This window comes from Nocardioides sp. TRM66260-LWL, from assembly GCF_020075545.1.
GTDB lineage: Bacteria > Actinomycetota > Actinomycetes > Propionibacteriales > Nocardioidaceae > Nocardioides.
On sequence record NZ_JAIQZK010000012.1, the window covers coordinates 1 to 17,955 of the forward strand.

The following is a 17,955-nucleotide window of genomic DNA, read 5'->3' on the forward strand; positions in this document are numbered from 1 at the left end:
GCCTCGATCCCTACCTCGTGACGCGGTCGGTCTACTTGCGCTGAAGACCGCAGGACCGGCCTTCGAGGCGTGGGGGGGGCCCCGGGGGGCGGCGCCCCCCCCCCCCCCGCCCCGGGGGGGGGGGGGCCGGCCCCCCGCCCCCCCCCCCCCGACCGGTTTCGCCTGCCGCGATCAGGCGCGGGCGTGGTCGCGCGCCCAGCGCACCTGACCACCAGCGACAGCAGCCGGGCGTCGGCGGCAGGCTTGCCGAGGCCGACGACGGCGCGAGCCGGCAGCTCCGGCGCGGAGCCGATCCCTCAGCGCCAGGTCGTCGACCGTCGCGCCGCCTCGAACACGGCCTCGCACGCCTCCGGGGCCAGCACCTCGCCGTGGCGGGCGAGCCAGCGGCCGAGCTGCATGCGCGGGAGCAGCGTGACGTCCGCCGGCTGCGCCTTCACCACGACGTCCCCCGCCCGGACGACGGCGATCACCCCGACCACCGGCACCTCCAGGCCGGTGGCCTCGGAGAGCAGTCGCGCCGCGCGGCGCGCCTCGTGGCGGGCGTTGCGGACGTACGGCACCCGCGCGCCGTCGATCATCACGGTGTCGCCGCCGACCCACACCGTCGCGCCCGGGTGGTGCTTGGCGTTGACGGTGAAGACGCCGCCGGGGCCGACGACGACGTGGTCGATGTCGGAGCCACGCGAGCCGACCGGCACGGCGTGCAGCGCGCGCCACCGCGGGTCCTTGCGGGCGAGCCGGGCCAGCTGCGCGGCCACCTTCTCCTCCCCGTCGGCGCCGATGCGCCACGCGCGCTCGTCGGTGTGCACGCCGAGCATCCGGGCGAGGGTCGAGCGCACAGGGGCGGCGACGAACGCCGCGTCCGCACGCTCGCGCGCCTGGGCGCCGGGGCGGTTGGTCGCGAGGTCGACCCACGGCCGATCGATCGTCGGCGCGGCGACCGGCGGCTCGACGTCCTGCGGCTCGGGCTGCGGCTCGGGCTCGGGCTGCGAGTCGGTCTGCCCGGCCGACGCGACGACGGCCGGCACGAGGTGCTCGGTGCGCCACGCGTCCACCGCCGAGACGAGCGTCGACGCGAGGACGGCGTCGGCGGGATCCGTCGGGTGCGCGGTCTCGTCGAGCAGGTCCCAGTACCCGAGCTTGAGCCCGTCAGGACCCTCCACGTAGAGCCGGTCCTTGCCGTAGCGCCGCCAGCGGTTCACCGAGATCCCGTCCATGGGCAGGCCATCGGCCAGATCGCGGCCGGCCCGAGGAGAACCGGGCGCCGATCTGAGCACCCCTCCTCAGGCGCGCGTCAGCCGTCCGTCGGGCAGTCGTCCGGGCCGTACCAGTGCTGGTCGACGGTGACGACGGCCGTGCGGTCTGAGCCGCCGCTGGTGTAGGCGACCCGGACAGCACGAAGCTCCGCGCCGCGCGGGGTGTCGGTGACCTCGGGATCGACCCGCAGGTGCACGACGAGCAGACCGGTGTCGCTGGCGCTGAGGTCCTTGCCCTGCACCTCCTCGGCGCGCTCGACGTCGAGGCCGTAGCCCGGCAGGCCCGAGCGCCAGTCGGCCCAGGTCACCGTGCCGCTGGAGACGATGCGTCCGCCCGGGTTCACCGGCGGTACGACGAACGACTCGGTGGGGTCGGTCGAGAGCCGGACGCCGCGCGCGCCGAGCGCCTCGACGGACTCGAGCATCAGGTCGCCGTCGGCCTTGAGGTCGATCTCGGCGAAGGCGAGGTCCGTCCAGGACGGGGTGATCGCGCCGATCCGGCACGCCTGGCCGCCCGGATCGGTCGAGAGCCGGAGTGACGGGGTGAGGGCGCTGAGGCTCGCCGAGGCCGAGCCCGACGCGGGCCCTGTGGAGCCGGGGTCGGCGGTCGAGGCGTCCGTCGCGGTGCAGGCCGCGAGGCCGGCGACGGCGAGCAGGGCGAGGACGGCAGGGGTCGCCAGGAGGCGGGGGCGCAGGTGGGTCGGCATGGCTGGTCTCTCCGCTGGGGAACGGGACGCCCCGCTGGGGACGGGGCGTGCCGAGTGTTCCGCCGCCGCCTCAGCGGGGAAACCGCCCCACCACGGTTGTGCACCGAGCGTTACCGGACTGTTCCCTCCGGCGTGACCGAGATCATCGAAAGCCCAGGTGAGAGGCTTCTTCAGCCGCCGGGCAGGGCGCTCAGCGCACGTCGACGAACGCCTGCCAGGCCGGCTTCGGCGACCCGTCGGCGCGCTTGAGGCCGAAGAACGCCTCGGCCCCGACGAGCCCCGGCTCGTCGCGATAGGAGTACCAGTAGAGCGAGACGACGCCCGGCTCGGTGCGCGCGGTCGCATAGGCGTCCTGGACGATCTGCGCCTGCACCGACTCGGTGACGTAGTTCGGCACCACGTTGTTCGAGCCGGTGGGCGCGCCGACCTCGGTGAGCCAGATCGGCAGGTCGGGCACACCGCTGTCGGCGAGCACCGAGCGCAGGGACGGCGTCGTCCGGCTGATCTTCGCCCAGGCCGAGAGCTGGTTGGTCTTCGAGGGCAGCGTGCCGTCGGTGTAGGGGTGGTAGGCGAGCCCGCTGGCCACGCGACAGGCGGAGGTGAGCAGGCAGACGCCCCGCAGGAACGGCCGCGGGTCCAGGCCGCCCCCGATCAGGGTCGCGCCGCCGGCGAGCCCGCCCAGCAGCACGGTCGCGCCGGGGTCGACGCTCGTGATCGCGGACTGCGCGGCGACGAAGAGCCGTCCGTAGCCGAGCGGGTTCGGGACGGCCCAGAACCGCGCCAGGTTCGGCTCGTTCCAGATCTCCCAGGCGCGCACCCCGAGCGGCGCGTAGCGCTCGGCGGCCGCACGGGCGAACCGCGCGAAGTCGTCCGGGTCGCGCGGCGGGCACGCCCCGGGGACGACGCAGAGCAGGCGACGCGCCCAGTCCGGCGTCTCGGTCAGGATCGGCAGCAGGCCGACGCCGTGCCGGTTCGCGGCCTCGACGATGCGGTCGGTCTGCGCCCAGTCGTACGCCGTGCGCCCGCCGGCCTGGACGAGGCGCCACGAGAAGTCGCCGCGCACCGACGTGACGCCGGCGGCCGCGGCGTCGCTCATCAGCCGGTCGAGCTGGGCCTCGGACATGAAGCTCATCGCGTTGCCGACCGCGAGGCCCTTGGCGACCGTCCCGGTGCCGGCCGCGCTCAGCGTCGCCGCGTCTCGCCGACCGACGACGGTCTGCGCCACGACCGCTCCCGCGGCGAGCACCGCCAGCGCGACGAGGATGATCGAGATGCGGAGACCGCGGGGGGCGGACGACATCGGGGAGACCTCCTGGGGAGCGCAGGGTCGGGGGTGTCCCTGGATCGGTGGCGTCCGGGCGTCCTCACCCGGTCGGGCGAATCTTCCCAGCGCGCGGGCCCCCCGACGTCGCACCGCCACGCCGACGGCGGGTGAAGAACGGGTCGGACGCGTCACGTCTCCGCATCCCGGGGGCACGCTGACGCACGGAACCCCGCGCAGATCGCTCTGCGCGGGGCTCCGGACCGGCGGTGGCGGAGGGATTTGAACCCTCGGTGGGCTTGCACCCACAAACGCTTTCGAGGCGTTCTCCTTAGGCCGCTCGGACACGCCACCGCCGGAGACCTTACCGGTGGGGCGGTCGCGCGGCGAAATCGCAACAGGGGACCGCCGCGGCTGCGGCGGGCCCCCTGCGAGGCGGACGACGGGCCGAGGCGGCCCGCCGTCACCGGATCACTTGGTGAAGCCGATGTCCTCGATGCGGCCGATGTAGAAGAGGCCGGCGCCGTAGTTGGCGAGGTTCTTCTTGGTCGCGATGATCGACGGGCCGTTGGTCGTCGGCAGGATGCCGTAGGTCTCCCCGAAGATCTTGGTCTCGAGCTTGTTGCCCTCCTCGATCTGCTGCTGCGGGTCGCCGATCTTGGCGACCTTGGCGATCTCGGCGTCCATCTCCTTGGTGCCGGTGCCGCTGACGTTCAGCGGGCTGTTGCTGCACCAGATCTGGCAGAAGTAGGCGAAGCCGAACGGGTCGCTGGAGCTGAAGCCCAGGCCGAACAGGTCGAACTGCTTCTTGGTGAAGACGTCGGAGAACTCGCTGCTCGGGTGCTGGTCGATCTTCACGTCGACGCCGATCTCCTTGAGCATGGAGACGGTGGCCTTGGCCTCGGCCTGCGTGGTCGGGTCGTCGCCGATGACGGCGTAGTCGAGCGTCAGCGGCTTGCCGTCCTTGGCCCGGATGCCGTCGGAGCCCTTGGCCCAGCCGGCCTCGTCGAGGAGCTGGTTGGCCTTGGCGGGGTCGAACTTGTAGCCCGACGCCGCGAGGTTGTCCTGGTAGCCCGGCTGGAACGGGTAGAGGGCGAAGGAGCCCGGCTCCGGCTCGGAGTAGTCGAGGCCGTTGAAGGCGATCTTCGCGAGCACCGAGCGGTCGATGCCGGTGAAGATGGCCTGGCGGACCTTGAGGTCGGTGAGCTGCGGGCTCGTGGCGTTGAGGGTCAGCAGGTTCTGCGACGGACGCGCCGAGCGGCGGATGTCGATGTCCTGCATGTCCTTGACCTGCGCGAGGCGGTCCTTGGACGCCACGCCGACGGCGTCGATCTGGCCGGCCTTGAAGGCGTTGATCTCGGCGGTCGACTCCAGCGCCAGGAAGACGCGCTTGTCGAGCATGCCCTTGTCGCCCCACCACTTCGGGTTCGGGACGAAGGTGATGGTGCCGTTCTTCTTGTCGAAGCTGTCGACGGTGTACGGGCCGGCGCCCCACTCGGCGTGCGGGGTGTTGATGTAGCCCTTGTTGAACGTGTCGGCGTCGAGGGCCTCGGGGTTCAGCAGGAAGTTGAACAGACCGTCGACCCAGGCGTAGGTGCCCTTGAAGGTGACGACGGCCTGCCGGTCGTCGCTGCCCTGCTTGACCGACTCGATCTGCGAGTAGCCGTCGGTCGAGGAGACCTGGTAGGCCTCGTCGGTGCCGTTGTTGGCCTTCCAGGTGGCCTCGAAGGACTTCCAGTCGATCGGGGTGCCGTCGTTGTACGTGGCCTTGGGGTTGATCGTGTAGGTGACGACGGTCTTGCCGCCCTCTTCCTTCTTCTCGTACCCGGAGAGGTAGTCGGGGTCGGCGTAGGCGGTGCCGTCCGGCTTGAAGAGGATGACCTGCGGGTTGTACCAGCGCCACACGTTGGACGTGTAGAGGGTGCCGTCGGCCTGGAAGGGGTTGAACTGCGCCGAGATCTCCGGCACGGCGGTGGTGAACGTGCCACCCTGCGCCAGCGCGTCACGCGGCTGCTCGTTGATCTGGTAGCTCTTCGACAGCTCGGTGCTGTTCGTCGACGCACCGTCGCCGCCCGAGCTGCCGCAGGCGGCCAGACCGGTGACGGCGACCGCCGTCACGGCGGCGGACGCGACCCAACGGGTCAGTTTCATGAGGGGCCCTCTCTGGTTGGACGTGATCGACGATCGACGATCAGCGGAAGTGGCAGGCATGGAGGTGATCCGCCTGGTCCGAGCCGCGGGTGAGCTCGGGCACGACCTCGCGGCACTTCTGCTGCTGCGAGGAGTCGAGGGTCAGGTGCAACGGGCACCTGCTGACGAACCGGCAGCCGGTGGCCTGGTCCGTCGGGCTGGGGAGGTCGCCGCGGAGCACGACGCGCTCGCGGGTGCGCTCCTTGATCGGGTCGGGCAGCGGGATCGCCGAGATCAGCGCCTGCGTGTACGGGTGCCGCGGGTCGTCGAAGACGGTGTCGACGTCGCCGTGCTCGACGAACGCGCCGAGGTACATCACCGCGACCCGGTCGGCGAGGTGACGCACGACCGAGAGGTCGTGCGCGACGAACAGGTACGACAGCCCCAGCTTGGCCTTGAGCTCGTCGAGCAGGTTGATCACGCCGGCCTGGATCGAGACGTCGAGCGCGGAGACCGGCTCGTCGAGGACGACGACCTTGGGGTTGGTGGACAGCGCGCGGGCGATGCCGATGCGCTGGCGCTGGCCGCCGGAGAACGCCGCCGGGAAGCGGTCGATCTGGGCGGGGTCGAGGCCGACGAGCTCCATCAGCTCGCTGACGCGGGCGTCGACCTCGTCCTTCGGCGTGCCGATGGCCTGCATCGGCTCGGCGATGATGTCGAAGACCGTCAGCCGCGGGTCGATGGCGCTGGCGGGGTCCTGGAACACCATCTGCAGGTCGCGGCGGAGCGCCCGCTGCTCGCGGGCCTTCGACAGCGACGCCGTGCTGACGCCGCCGACGATCAGGTCGCCGCCCTCGGGCGCGGAGAGGTTCATGATCTCCAGCAGCGTGGTGGTCTTGCCGCTGCCGGACTCGCCGACGATCGCGAGCGTCTCGCCCTGCCGGATGTCGAAGCTGACGCCGTCGACGGCGTGCACCGTGCCGACCTTGCGCTTGAGCACCGCGCCCCGCACCAGCGGGAACTCCTTGCGCAGGTTGCGCGCCTCGAGCACGGTCGGACGCTCCTCGCGCGGCACCGCCGCGAGGCGGTTCTCGGGCACCTCGGGCACCGGGTACACCGGCTGCCCGCCGATCCGGCGGTCGGCGATCTCGTGGGCCCGGATGCACGCGGCCCGGTGGTCGAGGTCGCTGTCCTGGCCCGGCACCTCTCCGACCTCCGCGACGACGCGGGCGCCGAGGTCGGAGGCCACCGGCAGGAGGTCGGGCTCCTTCTCGCGGCAGGCGTCGATCGCGATGGGGCAGCGGGCGACGTACGGGCAGCCCGGCGGCAGGTCGATGAGCAGCGGCGGGTTGCCGGCGATCGGCACCAGCGGACGTCCGCGCGGGGTGTCGACCCGCGGGATCGCCTCGAGCAGGCCGATCGTGTACGGCATCCGCGGCGCGTAGAAGGCCTCGTTGACCGGCGCGGTCTCGACCGCGCGCCCGGCGTACATGACCAGCACGTCGTCGGCGCTGCCGGCGACGACGCCGAGGTCGTGGGTGATCATGATGACCGCGGCGCCGGTCTCGGCCTGCGCGGTCTTGAGCACCTCCAGGATCTGCGCCTGGATGGTGACGTCGAGGGCCGTCGTCGGCTCGTCGGCGATGATCAGCTTCGGGTCGTTGGCCATCGCCATCGCGATCATCACGCGCTGGCGCATGCCGCCGGAGAACTCGTGCGGGAACGCCTTAAGCCGGGTCTCCGGACGCGGGATGCCGACGAGCCGCAGCAGGTCGATCGCGCGGTCGGCCGCGGCCTTCGGCGAGACGTCCTGGTGGATGCGGATGGCCTCGACGATCTGGCGTCCGATCGGGAAGACCGGCGTGAGCGAGGAGAGGGGGTCCTGGAAGACCATCGCGACGTCCTTGCCGCGGATGCCCGACATGTCCTTGTCGCTCAGCCCGAGCAGCTCGCGGCCGCCGAGGCGCACCGAGCCCTCGACCCGTGCGCTCTCGGAGAGCAGCCCCATGACCGCCAGCGACGTGACGGACTTGCCGGAGCCGGACTCGCCCACGATGCCGAGGGTCTTGCCGGGGTGGAGGTCGAAGGAGACGCCGCGCACGGCGTCGACGCGTCCGGCCTCGGAGGGGAAGGAGACCTTGAGATCGCGGACGGACAGCAGGGGGTCGCTCACGCGGTGCCTCCCGAGGCGGAGTTCGGGTCGATGGCGTCGCGCAGGCCGTCGGCGATCAGCGCCATCGAGACGGTGAGCAGGGTCAGCGTGGCGGCCGGGAAGTAGAACAGCCACGGCGAGCTGCTGACCTGGTCGGCGCCCTCGCTGATCAGCGAGCCGAGCGAGACGTCGGGCGCCTTGACGCCGAACCCGAGGAACGACAGGCCGGTCTCGGCCATCACCGTGCCGACGACGCCCAGCGTGAACTGCAGGATCAGCAGCGAGCTGAGGCCCGGGATGATGTGCCGGACGACGATCTTGATGCCGGGCACGCCCATGAACCGCGCGGCCGTGACGAAGTCGCGCTCGCGCAGCGACAGCGACATCGTCCAGATCGTGCGGGCCGCGTAGAACCAGCTGGTGAGCGTCAGGATCAGCGCGATGACGCGCCAGTCGCCGCCGGAGCTGTTCGAGAGCAGCGCGAGCAGCAGGAAGGTCGGCACCACCATCAGGAAGTGGATGACCAGCAGCCAGCCGCGCTCGTACAGCCCGCCGAAGTAGGCGGCCGAGGCGCCCACGAGGGCGGAGATGATCGTGCTGAGCACCGAGACGATCAGCGCGATCGCCAGCGAGCGCTGCAGGCCGTGCACGGTCTGGGCGTAGAGGTCGTTGCCGGCCTGGTTCGTGCCGAACCAGTGGTCGGCGGTCGGGCCGGTGGCGATGTTGACGAAGTCGGTGGCCAGGTAGTCGTAGGAGCCGATCACGTTGCCGAGCAGCGCGAAGAGCACCAGCAGCACGAAGATCACGGCGCCGGCGACGGCCGGCCGGTTGCGCAGGAAGCGGCGCAGGTAGAGCCGGCGCTTCGACAGCCGCCGGCGGGGTGCGGCGTCGACGAGCACGGCTGCGGGGTCGTCGATGCCGCCGACGACGTGCGGGTCACGGACCTCGGTCATCAGCCGAGCCTCACTCTCGGGTCGAGGACGACGACCGCGATGTCGGCGAGCATCGCGCCGATGGCCGTCATGGCGGCGCCGAAGGCGGCCACGGCCACCACGCCGTTGATGTCGTTGGTGCGCAGCGTCGTCGCGAAGTACTGCCCCATGCCCTGCCAGCCGAAGATCGACTCGGTCAGCACGGCGCCGGTGAACAGCGCCGGGATCGAGAAGGCGACGTTGGTCGCCGTCGGGATCAGCGAGGTGCGCAGCGCGTGCCGGCGGATGGCCTGCTGACGGGTCAGGCCCTTCGCTCGGGCGGTGCGCACGTAGTCGGTGCCGAGCGAGTCGAGCAGCAGCGTGCGCTGGAGGAAGTGGACGCTGGCGTAGCCGGTGAGCACGAGCACGATCGTCGGCAGGATCAGGTGCTGGAGCCGGTCGAGCAGCACCGGGAGGAAGCCGTGCACGTCGAGGCTCTGCGAGCCGACGACGTAGAAGATCGTCGAGCCGGTGGCCTGGTTGACCTTGATCGCCAGGATGACGACGACCAGCGCCGCCACCACGACCGGGATGTTCAGCGTGATGATCGAGCTGCCCTGGGCCACGCGGTCGGCCGCGGAGTACTGCCGCGCCGCGGTGTAGACGCCGAGCGCCACGCCCAGGAGCGTCACCAGGATCGTCGCGCCCAGCACCAGCTCGGCGGAGACCCAGATGCGGAAGCCGATCTGGCCGTTGACGGAGTCGCCGATCGGGCTGGTGCCCCAGTTCCAGTGGGCGACGACGCCCTCGAGCCAGTGCCACCAGCGACTCAGGATCGGGTCCTGGTCGTTGATGTTGGCGGCGCTGAGCGTCGCGTTGATCGTCTCCTCCGGAACGGGCGGACGCCGTCCCGCGTAGTTGGAGCGGGGATCGAGATAGAAGCTGGCCAGGAAGTAGGTGAGGTTGGTGGCGACGAAGATCATCACCAACCAGCCCACCAAGCGGCGCCCGAGGTAGCGGACCATTCGCGCATCCTAAGCAGACCCATGACCGGTCTGGACAGCCTCGGCAAGGGCCTGTGAGCGCATTGTGACCGTCTTGTGTTCTAAGGATCGGGCTTTCTCATCGTCCTCTCATGTGGTGGGACGGATGTCCGCGCAGCGGTGCTCGGCACGGCCTGCAACGTCGATGCAACCTGCCGATCGCCACGCTCGGCCGCAGGCCGGCCTGAGACGCCGGTCACATCCACACGTTGTCGAGAGGTGGGCCGTGGCGTTTACTGGGCTGGTGGCGCAGCGGGCAGGCCGGCCGGGAAGCGGCTCCGCCATGCGCGCCGAGGTCGCCGAGTCGTGGCAGCGCTCCGCCGCCGCCGGCGTCTCCGCCGAGCAGACCGAGGCGCCCATCGCGATCTCCGAGAGCGACCTGCGGGCCCTCCGCGAGGCGCACCCGCTCTCCCGCGTCTTCCCCCTGCTCGACGACGTGCTCGGCCAGGCGGTGCGCGACTGCGACGCGATGATGGCGATCTCGGACGCCGCCGGCACCCTGCTGTGGGTCTGCGGCACGCCGGCGACGCTGCGCCAGGCCGAGCGCATCGGCTTCGTCGAGGGCAGCAACTGGGACGAGCGCGTCGCCGGCACCAACGCGCCCGGCCTCGCCCTGGCCACCGACCGCGCGGCCGTCGTCACGCGGTCGGAGCACTTCCGGGCCTCGGTGCAGCCGTGGAGCTGCGCGGCGACGCCCATCCACGACCCGCACACCTCCGAGCTCCTCGGCGTCCTCGACGTCACCGGCGGCGACCAGGTCGTCGTCCCGCAGACGCTGGCGATGGTCCGGGCGGCGGCGCGGATGGCCGAGGCCGAGCTCGCGCGCGACCTGCTGGCGCGTCCTGCCGCGTCCGCCGCCGCACCCCGCTCGGGGCTGCAGATGATGATCGAGGCGCTGGGCCGCACGGAGGCCCTCGTCACCGTCGACGACGGGCGCGGGCGTCTGCAGACGCTGCGCCTCAGCCCGCGCCACAGCGAGATCGTCCTGCTCCTCGCCGCCGCGCCGCACGGACTGTCCGGCGACGAGCTGGGCGTGCTGCTCTACGAGGACGACGGCGCGTCGTCCACCCTGCGTGCGGAGCTGAACCGGCTGCGCCACCTCCTCGGCGACCAGCTGCTCGCGTCGCGGCCCTACCGGGTGTCGGCGGGCGTCACCGGCGACTGGCTGGCCACCGAGGCGCTGCTCGCGGCCGGCGACCTGCGCGGTGCGATGCGCGGCTACCGCGGGCCGCTGCTCCCCCGCTCGAGCGCGCCGGGCGTCGTCCGGCTGCGCGAGACGCTCGAGTCCTCCCTGCGGCACGCGCTGCTGCGCAGCCGCGAGGCCGACCTGATGTCGGCCTGGACGCGCTCGGCCTGGGGCCGCGACGACTACGCCATGTGGGAGGCGCAGCGGGCCGCCGTCGGCGCCGCCTCGCCGATGCTCGCCCTGATCGACGGCCAGCTCGCCCGGCTCGACCGCGAGCTCGGCTGACCCTCCCGCACCGGCCTGATCCTCCAGGGTCGCGCGTCCACGGAAGTCGGGTCCGTGGACCCGGCGCGACGCAACGGGGCCGCAACGTTGCGCTCCCTAGCGTTGTGAGCGCCGTCACAGCCGACGGCGTCAACACCCTTTCCGAGGAGAGATCCATGACCGTCTACGCAGCGCCCGGAGCCCCCGACTCCCTCGTGTCCGTCCAGAGCCGCTACGGCCACTACATCGGCGGCGAGTGGGTCGACCCGATCAAGGGCGCGTACTTCGAGAACATCTCGCCGGTCAACGGCAAGCCGTTCTGCGAGATCGCCCGCGGCACCGCCGAGGACATCGACGCCGCGCTCGACGCCGCCCACGCCGCGGCCGACTCGTGGGGCCGCACCAGCGCGACCGAGCGCTCCAACATCCTGCTCAAGATCGCGGACCTGATGGAGGAGAACCTCCCCGCGCTCGCGGTCGCGGAGACCTGGGAGAACGGCAAGCCGGTGCGCGAGACGCTCGCCGCCGACCTCCCGCTCGCGGTCGATCACTTCCGCTACTTCGCCGGCTGCCTGCGGGCGCAGGAGGGCAGCATCGGCGAGGTCGACGAGAACACGATCGCCTACCACTTCCACGAGCCGCTGGGCGTCGTCGGCCAGATCATCCCCTGGAACTTCCCGATCCTGATGGCCGTGTGGAAGCTCGCTCCGGCGCTCGCCGCCGGCAACTGCGTCGTCCTCAAGCCGGCCGAGCAGACCCCGTGGTCGATCCTCAAGCTGATCGAGCTCGTCGGCCACCTGCTGCCCGCGGGCGTGCTCAACGTCGTCAACGGCTTCGGCGTCGAGGCCGGCAAGCCGCTGGCGTCCTCGCCGCGCGTCGCCAAGGTCGCCTTCACCGGCGAGACCACGACCGGCCGGCTGATCATGCAGTACGCCAGCCAGAACATCATCCCGGTCACCCTCGAGCTCGGCGGCAAGAGCCCGAACGTCTTCTTCGAGTCCGTCGCCGCGCAGCACGACGCCTTCTACGACAAGGCGCTCGAGGGCTTCGCGATGTTCGCCCTCAACCAGGGCGAGGTCTGCACCTGCCCGAGCCGCGCGCTGGTGCAGCGCTCGATCTACACCGACTTCGTCCACGACGCCGTCGCGCGGGTGGAGAAGATCGTCCAGGGCAACCCGCTCGACGACGCGACGATGATCGGCGCGCAGGCGTCCAACGACCAGCTCGAGAAGATCCTCAGCTACATCGACATCGGCAAGCAGGAGGGCGCCAAGATCCTCACCGGCGGCGAGCGCGCGGTGCTCGACGGCGACCTCGCCGGCGGCTACTACGTGCAGCCCACCGTCTTCGAGGGCGACAACTCGATGCGGATCTTCCAGGAGGAGATCTTCGGCCCGGTCGTCTCGCTCACCTCGTTCGACGACGAGGCCGACGCGCTGAAGATCGCGAACGACACCCTGTACGGCCTCGGCGCCGGCGTGTGGTCGCGCGACGGCTCGCAGGCCTTCCGCGCCGGCAAGGAGATCAAGGCCGGACGCGTGTGGACCAACTGCTACCACGCCTACCCGGCCCACGCGGCCTTCGGCGGCTACAAGCAGTCCGGCATCGGCCGCGAGACCCACAAGATGATGCTCGACCACTACCAGCAGACGAAGAACCTGCTCGTGTCGTACAGCCCCGACGCGCTCGGCTTCTTCTGATCGGCGGGGCGTGAGCCTGCAGATGGTCGACGTCACCGGTGAGGCTGCGGAGATGATCCGCAGCCTCACCGAGGCGCACGGCCCGGTGATGTTCCACCAGTCCGGCGGCTGCTGCGACGGGTCGGCGCCGATGTGCTACCCCGACGGCGACTTCCTGACCGGCGACGCAGACATCCGCATCGGCGATCTCGACGTCGGCCTCGAGCGGGCCGTCCCGGTGTGGATGTCGCGCTCGCAGTACGAGTACTGGCGCCACACGCACCTGACGATCGACGTCGTGAAGGGTCGGGGCGCGGGGTTCTCGCTGGAGGCGCCGCACGGGGTGCGGTTCCTCATCCGCAGCCGGATCCTCACCGACGACGAGTACGCCGCGCAGGGCTGACCTGCGGCCTGATCACCGGCCTGCTCACCAGCGCGGGTGGATCGCCGCCCGCAGCCGCCGGTCGTAGAGCGCGCGCACCCCGTCGAGGAACGCCTCGGGCAGCGGGCCCAGCCCGCCGCCCGAGGCGTTCGCGCGCGCCTGCTCGGGGTTGCGCGCGCCGGGGATGACGGTCGTGACGCCGGGCTGCTGCGCGACCCAGGCGATCGCCGCCTGCGCCGGCGTGACGCCCTCGCCGAGGTGCTCGCGCACCAGGGCGGAGAACTCCTGGGCCGCGGCCACGCCGGTGGCGAAGTCGACGCCGGAGAAGGTCTCGCCGACGTCGAAGGCGCTGCCGTCGCGGTTGAACGTGCGGTGGTCGTCGGGCGCGAAGGTGGTGTCGGCGGCGTAGCGCCCCGAGAGCAGGCCCGAGGCCAGCGGCACCCGCGCGATGACGGCCACCCCGGCCTCGCGGGCGGCGGGCAGCACGTCGTCCAGCGGCTTGAGGCGGAAGGCGTTGAGGATGATCTGCACCGACGCGCAGCCGGGCCGCCCGATCGCGCTCAGCGCCTGGTCGCAGGTCTCGACGCTGACGCCGTAGGCGCCGACCAGCCCCTCCTCGACCAGCCGGTCGAGGGTCATCCAGGTGACGTCGTCGTCGATCACCTGCGACGGCGGGCAGTGCAGCTGGACGAGGTCGAGCGTCTCGACGCCGAGGTTGCGGCGCGAGCGCTCGACCCACGCCCGCAGGTTCGCCTCGGAGTAGCTCTCCGGCACCTGCGGCGCCCGGCGTCCGGCCTTGGTGGCGACGACGAGCTCGTGCCCGGCGGCGCGCTGGTCGGCGAGGAAGCGGCCGATGATCTGCTCGCTGCGCCCGTCGCCGTACACGTCGGCGGTGTCGAGGAACGTGACGCCGGCGTCGACGGCCGCCTGCAGCACCCCGCGGGCGTCGTCCTCGCTCACCTCGCCCCAGTCGGCGCCGAGCTGCCAGGTGCCCAGGCCGATGGCCGAGGCGTGCAGGCGGGTGCGGGGCAGGGGACGTCGCTCGAGATCGGCCATGGGCCGATCCTGCCCCGCACGGCGTGCACGCCCTACACCCGGGGAGGCGTCAGCGATGGTCCCGGAAGAACTCCCGCAGCAGGGCGACGGCGTCGTCCTCGAGCACCCGGGCGACGACCTCGGGCCGGTGGTTGAGGCGGCGATCGCGGACGACGTCCCACAGGCTGCCGACCGCGCCGCCCTTCTCGTCGAAGGCCGCGAACACCACGCGCTCGACCCGGGCGAGCACGGCGGCGCCGGCGCACATGGTGCACGGCTCGAGGGTGACGACGAGCGTGCAGCCCTCCAGCCGCCACTCCCCCCGGACGCGGGCCGCGGCCCGCAGCGCGACGACCTCGGCATGGGCGGTGGGGTCGGCGTCGGCCTCGCGCCGGTTGCGGCCCGCGCCGATCACGGCGCCCGTCGGGTCGAGCACGACCGCGCCGATCGGCACGTCACCGGTGGTCATCGCGGCGCGCGCCTCCGCGAGGGCGGCGCGCATCGGCTCGTGCCAGCGGGTCACGCGGGGACGCCCGGTCAGGCCGGGGTGAGGCCGACGGCGTCGTCGAAGATCTCGCCGAAGCCCAGCAGGTCGGCGATCTCGGAGAGCGCCTCGTCGGGGTAGAGCTCGGGGTCGTCGAGCAGCTCGGCCAGCTCGGCGGCCTCGACGCCGAGGTCGGCGAGCAGCCCGAGGTCGCCGACCGGACGCGGGTGGTCGGGGTCGGCGAGGTCGCCGAGGTCGTCGGCGTCGGCGAGGCCGAGGAGCTCCAGCGCCGACTCGGCGAGGTCCCACTCGTCGGCGGCCGTGACGTCGGAGAGCAGCACCCGGGTGCGCTCGCCGACGACCCGCACCACGAGGAAGAAGTCCTCGTCGACGCCGATGAGCGCCAGCGCGCCGTCGTCGCCGGGGAGGCGGCTCAGCGCCTCGGCGATGTCGGCGACGTCGCGCAGGTGGTGGTCGGCGAGGTCGTCGAGCACCCACTCGTCGTCCTCGAGGTAGGCCACGAAGGCGAAGTCGACCGCGTCGAGCTGCTCGCTCACTGGTGTCCCTCCCCGCGACGGTCCGGCCGGACGGCTGCGGCGCCCAGCGTGACACAGCCGCGCAGCGGGCGTCGATCCCCTTTCCCACCGGGCGAGGGCCGACGGGACGCCACTAGGGTGCGGACATGCGCGTGCACGTCGTCGACCATCCGCTCGTGGCCCACAAGCTCACCGTCCTGCGCGACGAGCGGACGCCGTCGCCGACGTTCCGCTCGCTGACCGACGAGCTCGTGACGCTGCTGGCCTACGAGGCGACGCGCGACGTGCGCGCCGAGGCCACCGAGATCCGCACGCCCGTGGCGCCGACCGTCGGCGTCCGGCTGGCCAGCCCCGCCCCGCTGGTGGTGCCGATCCTGCGGGCCGGGCTCGGCATGCTCGACGGCATGATGCGGCTGCTGCCGACCGCCGAGGTCGGGTTCCTCGGCATGGTGCGCAACGAGGAGACGCTCGAGGCCTCCACCTACGCCGAGCGCCTGCCCGAGGACCTCTCGGGACGCCAGTGCTACGTGCTCGACCCGATGCTCGCCACCGGCGGCACGCTCGCCGCCGCGATCCGGTTCCTCACCGATCGGGGGGCCGACCACATCACCGCGATCTGCCTGCTGGCCGCACCCGAGGGCTGCGAGCGGCTGGCCGCCGGGCTCGAGGGCCTCGACGTGCCGGTCACGGTCGTCACCGCGGCGATGGACGAGCGGCTGAACGAGAAGGGCTACATCGTGCCCGGGCTCGGCGACGCCGGCGACCGGCTCTACGGCCTGGCCCACTAGCCCCCGCCAGCCCCCCGCTGCTCCGGCGGCGCGGCGGCGGGCTCAGACCTGGGTGCCGATCAGCGTGCCGATCAGGTAGGTGACGCCCATCGCGAGCAGGCCGCCGAGCATGTTGCGCACCACGGCCGGCCGCGTCGGGCCGTAGCCGAACCGGGCGCTGCCCCAGCCGGTGATCGCCAGCGCGACCGTCACCGCGGCCACCGTGACGGCGACCCGCGCCTGCGCCACCACGAGCGTGATCGTCAGCAGCGGCAGCAGCGCCCCGAGGAAGAACGAGACCATCGACGCCCAGGCCGCGCTCCACGGGTTGGTGACGTCGTCGGGGTCGATGCCCAGCTCGGCCTCCGCGTGGGCGGCCAGCGCGTCGTTCTCCGTCAGCTGCTTGGCGACCTCGAGCGCGAGCTCAGGCGTGAGGCCCTTCTCGACGTAGATGCCGGCGAGCTCCTCGAGCTCGTGGACGGGGTCCTCGGCCAGCTCACGGCGCTCCTTCTCGAGCAGGGCGAGCTCGGAGTCGCGCTGGGTGCTCACCGAGACGTACTCGCCGGCGCCCATGCTGACGGCGCCCGCCACCAGGCCGGCCACGCCGGCGACGAAGATCGCGGTGCGATCGGTGGTGGCGCCCGCGACGCCCATGACCAGGCCGGCGGTGGAGACGATGCCGTCGTTGGCGCCGAGCACGCCGGCGCGCAGCCAGTTGAGCCGGTTGTTGAGCCCGGAGGGGTGCGGCTCCTCCTCGTGCGGGCCGATGCTGTCGGGCTGGACGGCGTCGAGGTCGGCCTCGGGGGTCTCCACGGTGTCGCTCATGGGGTCAAGGGTCCCGTGCCGCGCGGGCCCACGCAACGAAGGCGAGCCTGCGCTGGGGGGCGGACGTCCGGACGCACGGACGCCCCCGACGCGGGGCGTCGGGGGCGTCGCGGGCGCGCGGGGCGCGGGGCGTCAGAGGCCGAGGTCGCGGCCGATGAGCTCCTTCATGATCTCGTTCGAGCCGGCCCAGATCTTCGAGACGCGGGCGTCGCGCCAGGCGCGGGCGACGCGGTACTCGTTCATGAAGCCGTACCCGCCGTGCAGCTGGACGCAGTGGTCGAGCACGTCGTTCTGGATCTGGCTGCTCCACCACTTCGCCTTGGCGGCGTCGACCGGCGTCAGCTCGCCCTTGTCGTGCGCCACGACGCACTGGTCGAGGAAGGCCTCGGAGACCTCGATCTGGGTGAACAGCTCGGCCAGCAGGAACTTCGAGTGCTGGAAGGTGCCGATCGGGGCCCCGAACGCGTGCCGCTCCTTGGTGTACTGCAGCGTCTCGAGCAGGATCTGCTTGGCGTGGGCGATGTTCGAGATCGAGCAGCCCAGACGCTCCTGCGGCAGCTTCTGCATCATGTGGATGAAGCCGCCGTCGAGCTCGCCGACGATGTGGTCGTCGCCGAGGCGGACGTCCTCGAAGAACAGCTCGGCGGTGTCGGACTCGTCCTGGCCGACCTTGTCGAGCTTGCGGCCGCGGCTGAAGCCGGGGGCGTCGGCGGGGATGGCGAACAGGGTGATGCCGCGGGCCTTCTTCTCCGGGCTGGTGCGCACCGCGGTGATGATGAGGTCGGCGGAGTAGCCGTTGGTGATGAAGGTCTTCGAGCCGTTGATGACCCAGTCGTCGCCGTCCTTGACGGCGGTGGTCTTCAGCGCGGCGAGGTCGGAGCCGCCGGACGGCTCGGTCATGCCGATCGCCAGCAGGATCTCGCCGGACGCGACGCCCGGGAGCCAGCGCTGCTTCTGCTCCTCGGTGCCGAGCGCCACCAGGTAGGGAGCGGTGATGTCGGCGTGGATGCCCCAGCAGGAGCCGAGGGCCGCGTTGACCTTCGAGAGCTCCTCGGTGGCGACCGCGTTGAAGCGGTAGTCGCCCGCACCCGCGCCGCCGTACTCCTCCGGGATCTCCAGGCCCAGGAAGCCCTGCTTGCCGGCCTCGAGCCAGAACTCCCGCGGGATCGCCTTGTTCGCGGCGTAGTCCTCGACGTGGGGGATGACGGAGCGCTCCAGGAACTCGCGCACCGACTTGCGGAACGTCTCGTGGTCCTCGCCGTAGATCTCACGCTTCATGACGGCGGATACTACCCGCGGGTAACCGGACCGTGCCAGGTGATCCAGACCGCGAGGAT

Annotated in this window: 16 protein-coding genes and 1 tRNA gene; 4 read left to right on the forward strand and 13 right to left on the reverse strand. The window is 72.1% G+C overall.

Going from position 1 to position 17,955, the window contains the following annotated elements; all coding sequences use genetic code 11:
* Window positions 1–296: 296 nt before the first annotated feature.
* The 8 genes from K8Z61_RS17845 to K8Z61_RS17880 form a co-directional block, all read right to left on the reverse strand.
* A complete protein-coding gene (locus K8Z61_RS17845; RefSeq protein WP_224131575.1) occupies window positions 297–1,217 on the reverse strand; it encodes a nuclease-related domain-containing protein in 921 nt (306 codons plus the stop codon).
* A 77-nt stretch (window positions 1,218–1,294) separates the two neighbouring features.
* Entirely contained in the window at window positions 1,295–1,963 is a 669-nt protein-coding gene (locus tag K8Z61_RS17850; protein WP_224131577.1) for a hypothetical protein, read from the reverse strand.
* A gap of 190 nt (window positions 1,964–2,153) precedes the next feature.
* Window positions 2,154–3,263: a cellulase family glycosylhydrolase gene (locus K8Z61_RS17855; RefSeq protein ID WP_224131579.1), complete on the reverse strand. Its 1,110-nt coding sequence runs from the start codon at window positions 3,261–3,263 to the stop codon at window positions 2,154–2,156.
* A 228-nt stretch (window positions 3,264–3,491) separates the two neighbouring features.
* A tRNA-Ser gene (locus tag K8Z61_RS17860) sits at window positions 3,492–3,578 on the reverse strand.
* Between the two features lie 117 nt (window positions 3,579–3,695).
* Window positions 3,696–5,375, reverse strand: coding sequence for an ABC transporter family substrate-binding protein (locus K8Z61_RS17865; RefSeq protein ID WP_224131581.1), 1,680 nt, complete (start codon window positions 5,373–5,375; stop codon window positions 3,696–3,698).
* 40 nt (window positions 5,376–5,415) lie between these two features.
* Window positions 5,416–7,527, reverse strand: coding sequence for an ABC transporter ATP-binding protein (locus tag K8Z61_RS17870; protein WP_224131583.1), 2,112 nt, complete (start codon window positions 7,525–7,527; stop codon window positions 5,416–5,418).
* Window positions 7,524–8,459, reverse strand: coding sequence for an ABC transporter permease (locus tag K8Z61_RS17875; RefSeq protein WP_224131585.1), 936 nt, complete (start codon window positions 8,457–8,459; stop codon window positions 7,524–7,526). The genes K8Z61_RS17870 and K8Z61_RS17875 overlap by 4 nt, the downstream gene beginning before the upstream one ends.
* On the reverse strand, window positions 8,459–9,442 hold the full coding sequence (locus tag K8Z61_RS17880) for an ABC transporter permease (protein WP_224131587.1): 984 nt from the start codon (window positions 9,440–9,442) through the stop codon (window positions 8,459–8,461). Before K8Z61_RS17880 ends, K8Z61_RS17875 begins: the two co-directional genes overlap by 1 nt.
* 301 nt (window positions 9,443–9,743) lie before the next feature.
* Between K8Z61_RS17880 and K8Z61_RS17885 the strand changes: the two genes are divergently transcribed.
* From K8Z61_RS17885 to K8Z61_RS17895, 3 genes are all read left to right on the forward strand, one after another.
* Window positions 9,744–10,931, forward strand: coding sequence for a helix-turn-helix domain-containing protein (locus K8Z61_RS17885; protein ID WP_224131589.1), 1,188 nt, complete (start codon window positions 9,744–9,746; stop codon window positions 10,929–10,931).
* Between the two features lie 155 nt (window positions 10,932–11,086).
* Entirely contained in the window at window positions 11,087–12,610 is a 1,524-nt protein-coding gene (locus K8Z61_RS17890) for an aldehyde dehydrogenase family protein (RefSeq protein ID WP_224131590.1), read from the forward strand.
* A 22-nt stretch (window positions 12,611–12,632) separates the two neighbouring features.
* Window positions 12,633–12,992 carry a DUF779 domain-containing protein gene (locus K8Z61_RS17895; protein WP_224131684.1) on the forward strand — a complete coding sequence of 120 codons (360 nt, stop codon included), beginning with the start codon at window positions 12,633–12,635 and terminating at the stop codon, window positions 12,990–12,992.
* Between the two features lie 24 nt (window positions 12,993–13,016).
* Here K8Z61_RS17895 and K8Z61_RS17900 read toward each other — a convergent pair whose 3' ends face one another.
* The 3 genes from K8Z61_RS17900 to K8Z61_RS17910 are packed head-to-tail and all read right to left on the reverse strand — an operon-like array spanning window position 13,017 to window position 15,047.
* The gene (locus K8Z61_RS17900; RefSeq protein ID WP_224131592.1) at window positions 13,017–14,027 is read right to left on the reverse strand and encodes an aldo/keto reductase; all 1,011 of its coding nucleotides are present in this window, start codon (window positions 14,025–14,027) and stop codon (window positions 13,017–13,019) included.
* Between the two features lie 49 nt (window positions 14,028–14,076).
* Window positions 14,077–14,508, reverse strand: a complete 432-nt coding sequence (locus K8Z61_RS17905; protein ID WP_224131686.1) for a nucleoside deaminase — start codon at window positions 14,506–14,508, stop codon at window positions 14,077–14,079.
* Between the two features lie 35 nt (window positions 14,509–14,543).
* The gene (locus K8Z61_RS17910) at window positions 14,544–15,047 is read right to left on the reverse strand and encodes a tRNA adenosine deaminase-associated protein (protein ID WP_224131594.1); all 504 of its coding nucleotides are present in this window, start codon (window positions 15,045–15,047) and stop codon (window positions 14,544–14,546) included.
* A gap of 125 nt (window positions 15,048–15,172) precedes the next feature.
* On the opposite strand from K8Z61_RS17910, the gene upp reads away from it, so the two are divergent.
* The gene (upp, locus tag K8Z61_RS17915) at window positions 15,173–15,814 is read left to right on the forward strand and encodes a uracil phosphoribosyltransferase (protein ID WP_224131596.1); all 642 of its coding nucleotides are present in this window, start codon (window positions 15,173–15,175) and stop codon (window positions 15,812–15,814) included.
* Between the two features lie 42 nt (window positions 15,815–15,856).
* Here upp and K8Z61_RS17920 read toward each other — a convergent pair whose 3' ends face one another.
* Both K8Z61_RS17920 and K8Z61_RS17925 read right to left on the reverse strand, forming a co-directional pair.
* The gene (locus K8Z61_RS17920; protein ID WP_224131598.1) at window positions 15,857–16,618 is read right to left on the reverse strand and encodes a VIT family protein; all 762 of its coding nucleotides are present in this window, start codon (window positions 16,616–16,618) and stop codon (window positions 15,857–15,859) included.
* Between the two features lie 132 nt (window positions 16,619–16,750).
* The gene (locus K8Z61_RS17925) at window positions 16,751–17,896 is read right to left on the reverse strand and encodes an acyl-CoA dehydrogenase family protein (RefSeq protein WP_224131599.1); all 1,146 of its coding nucleotides are present in this window, start codon (window positions 17,894–17,896) and stop codon (window positions 16,751–16,753) included.
* Window positions 17,897–17,955 lie beyond the last annotated feature (59 nt).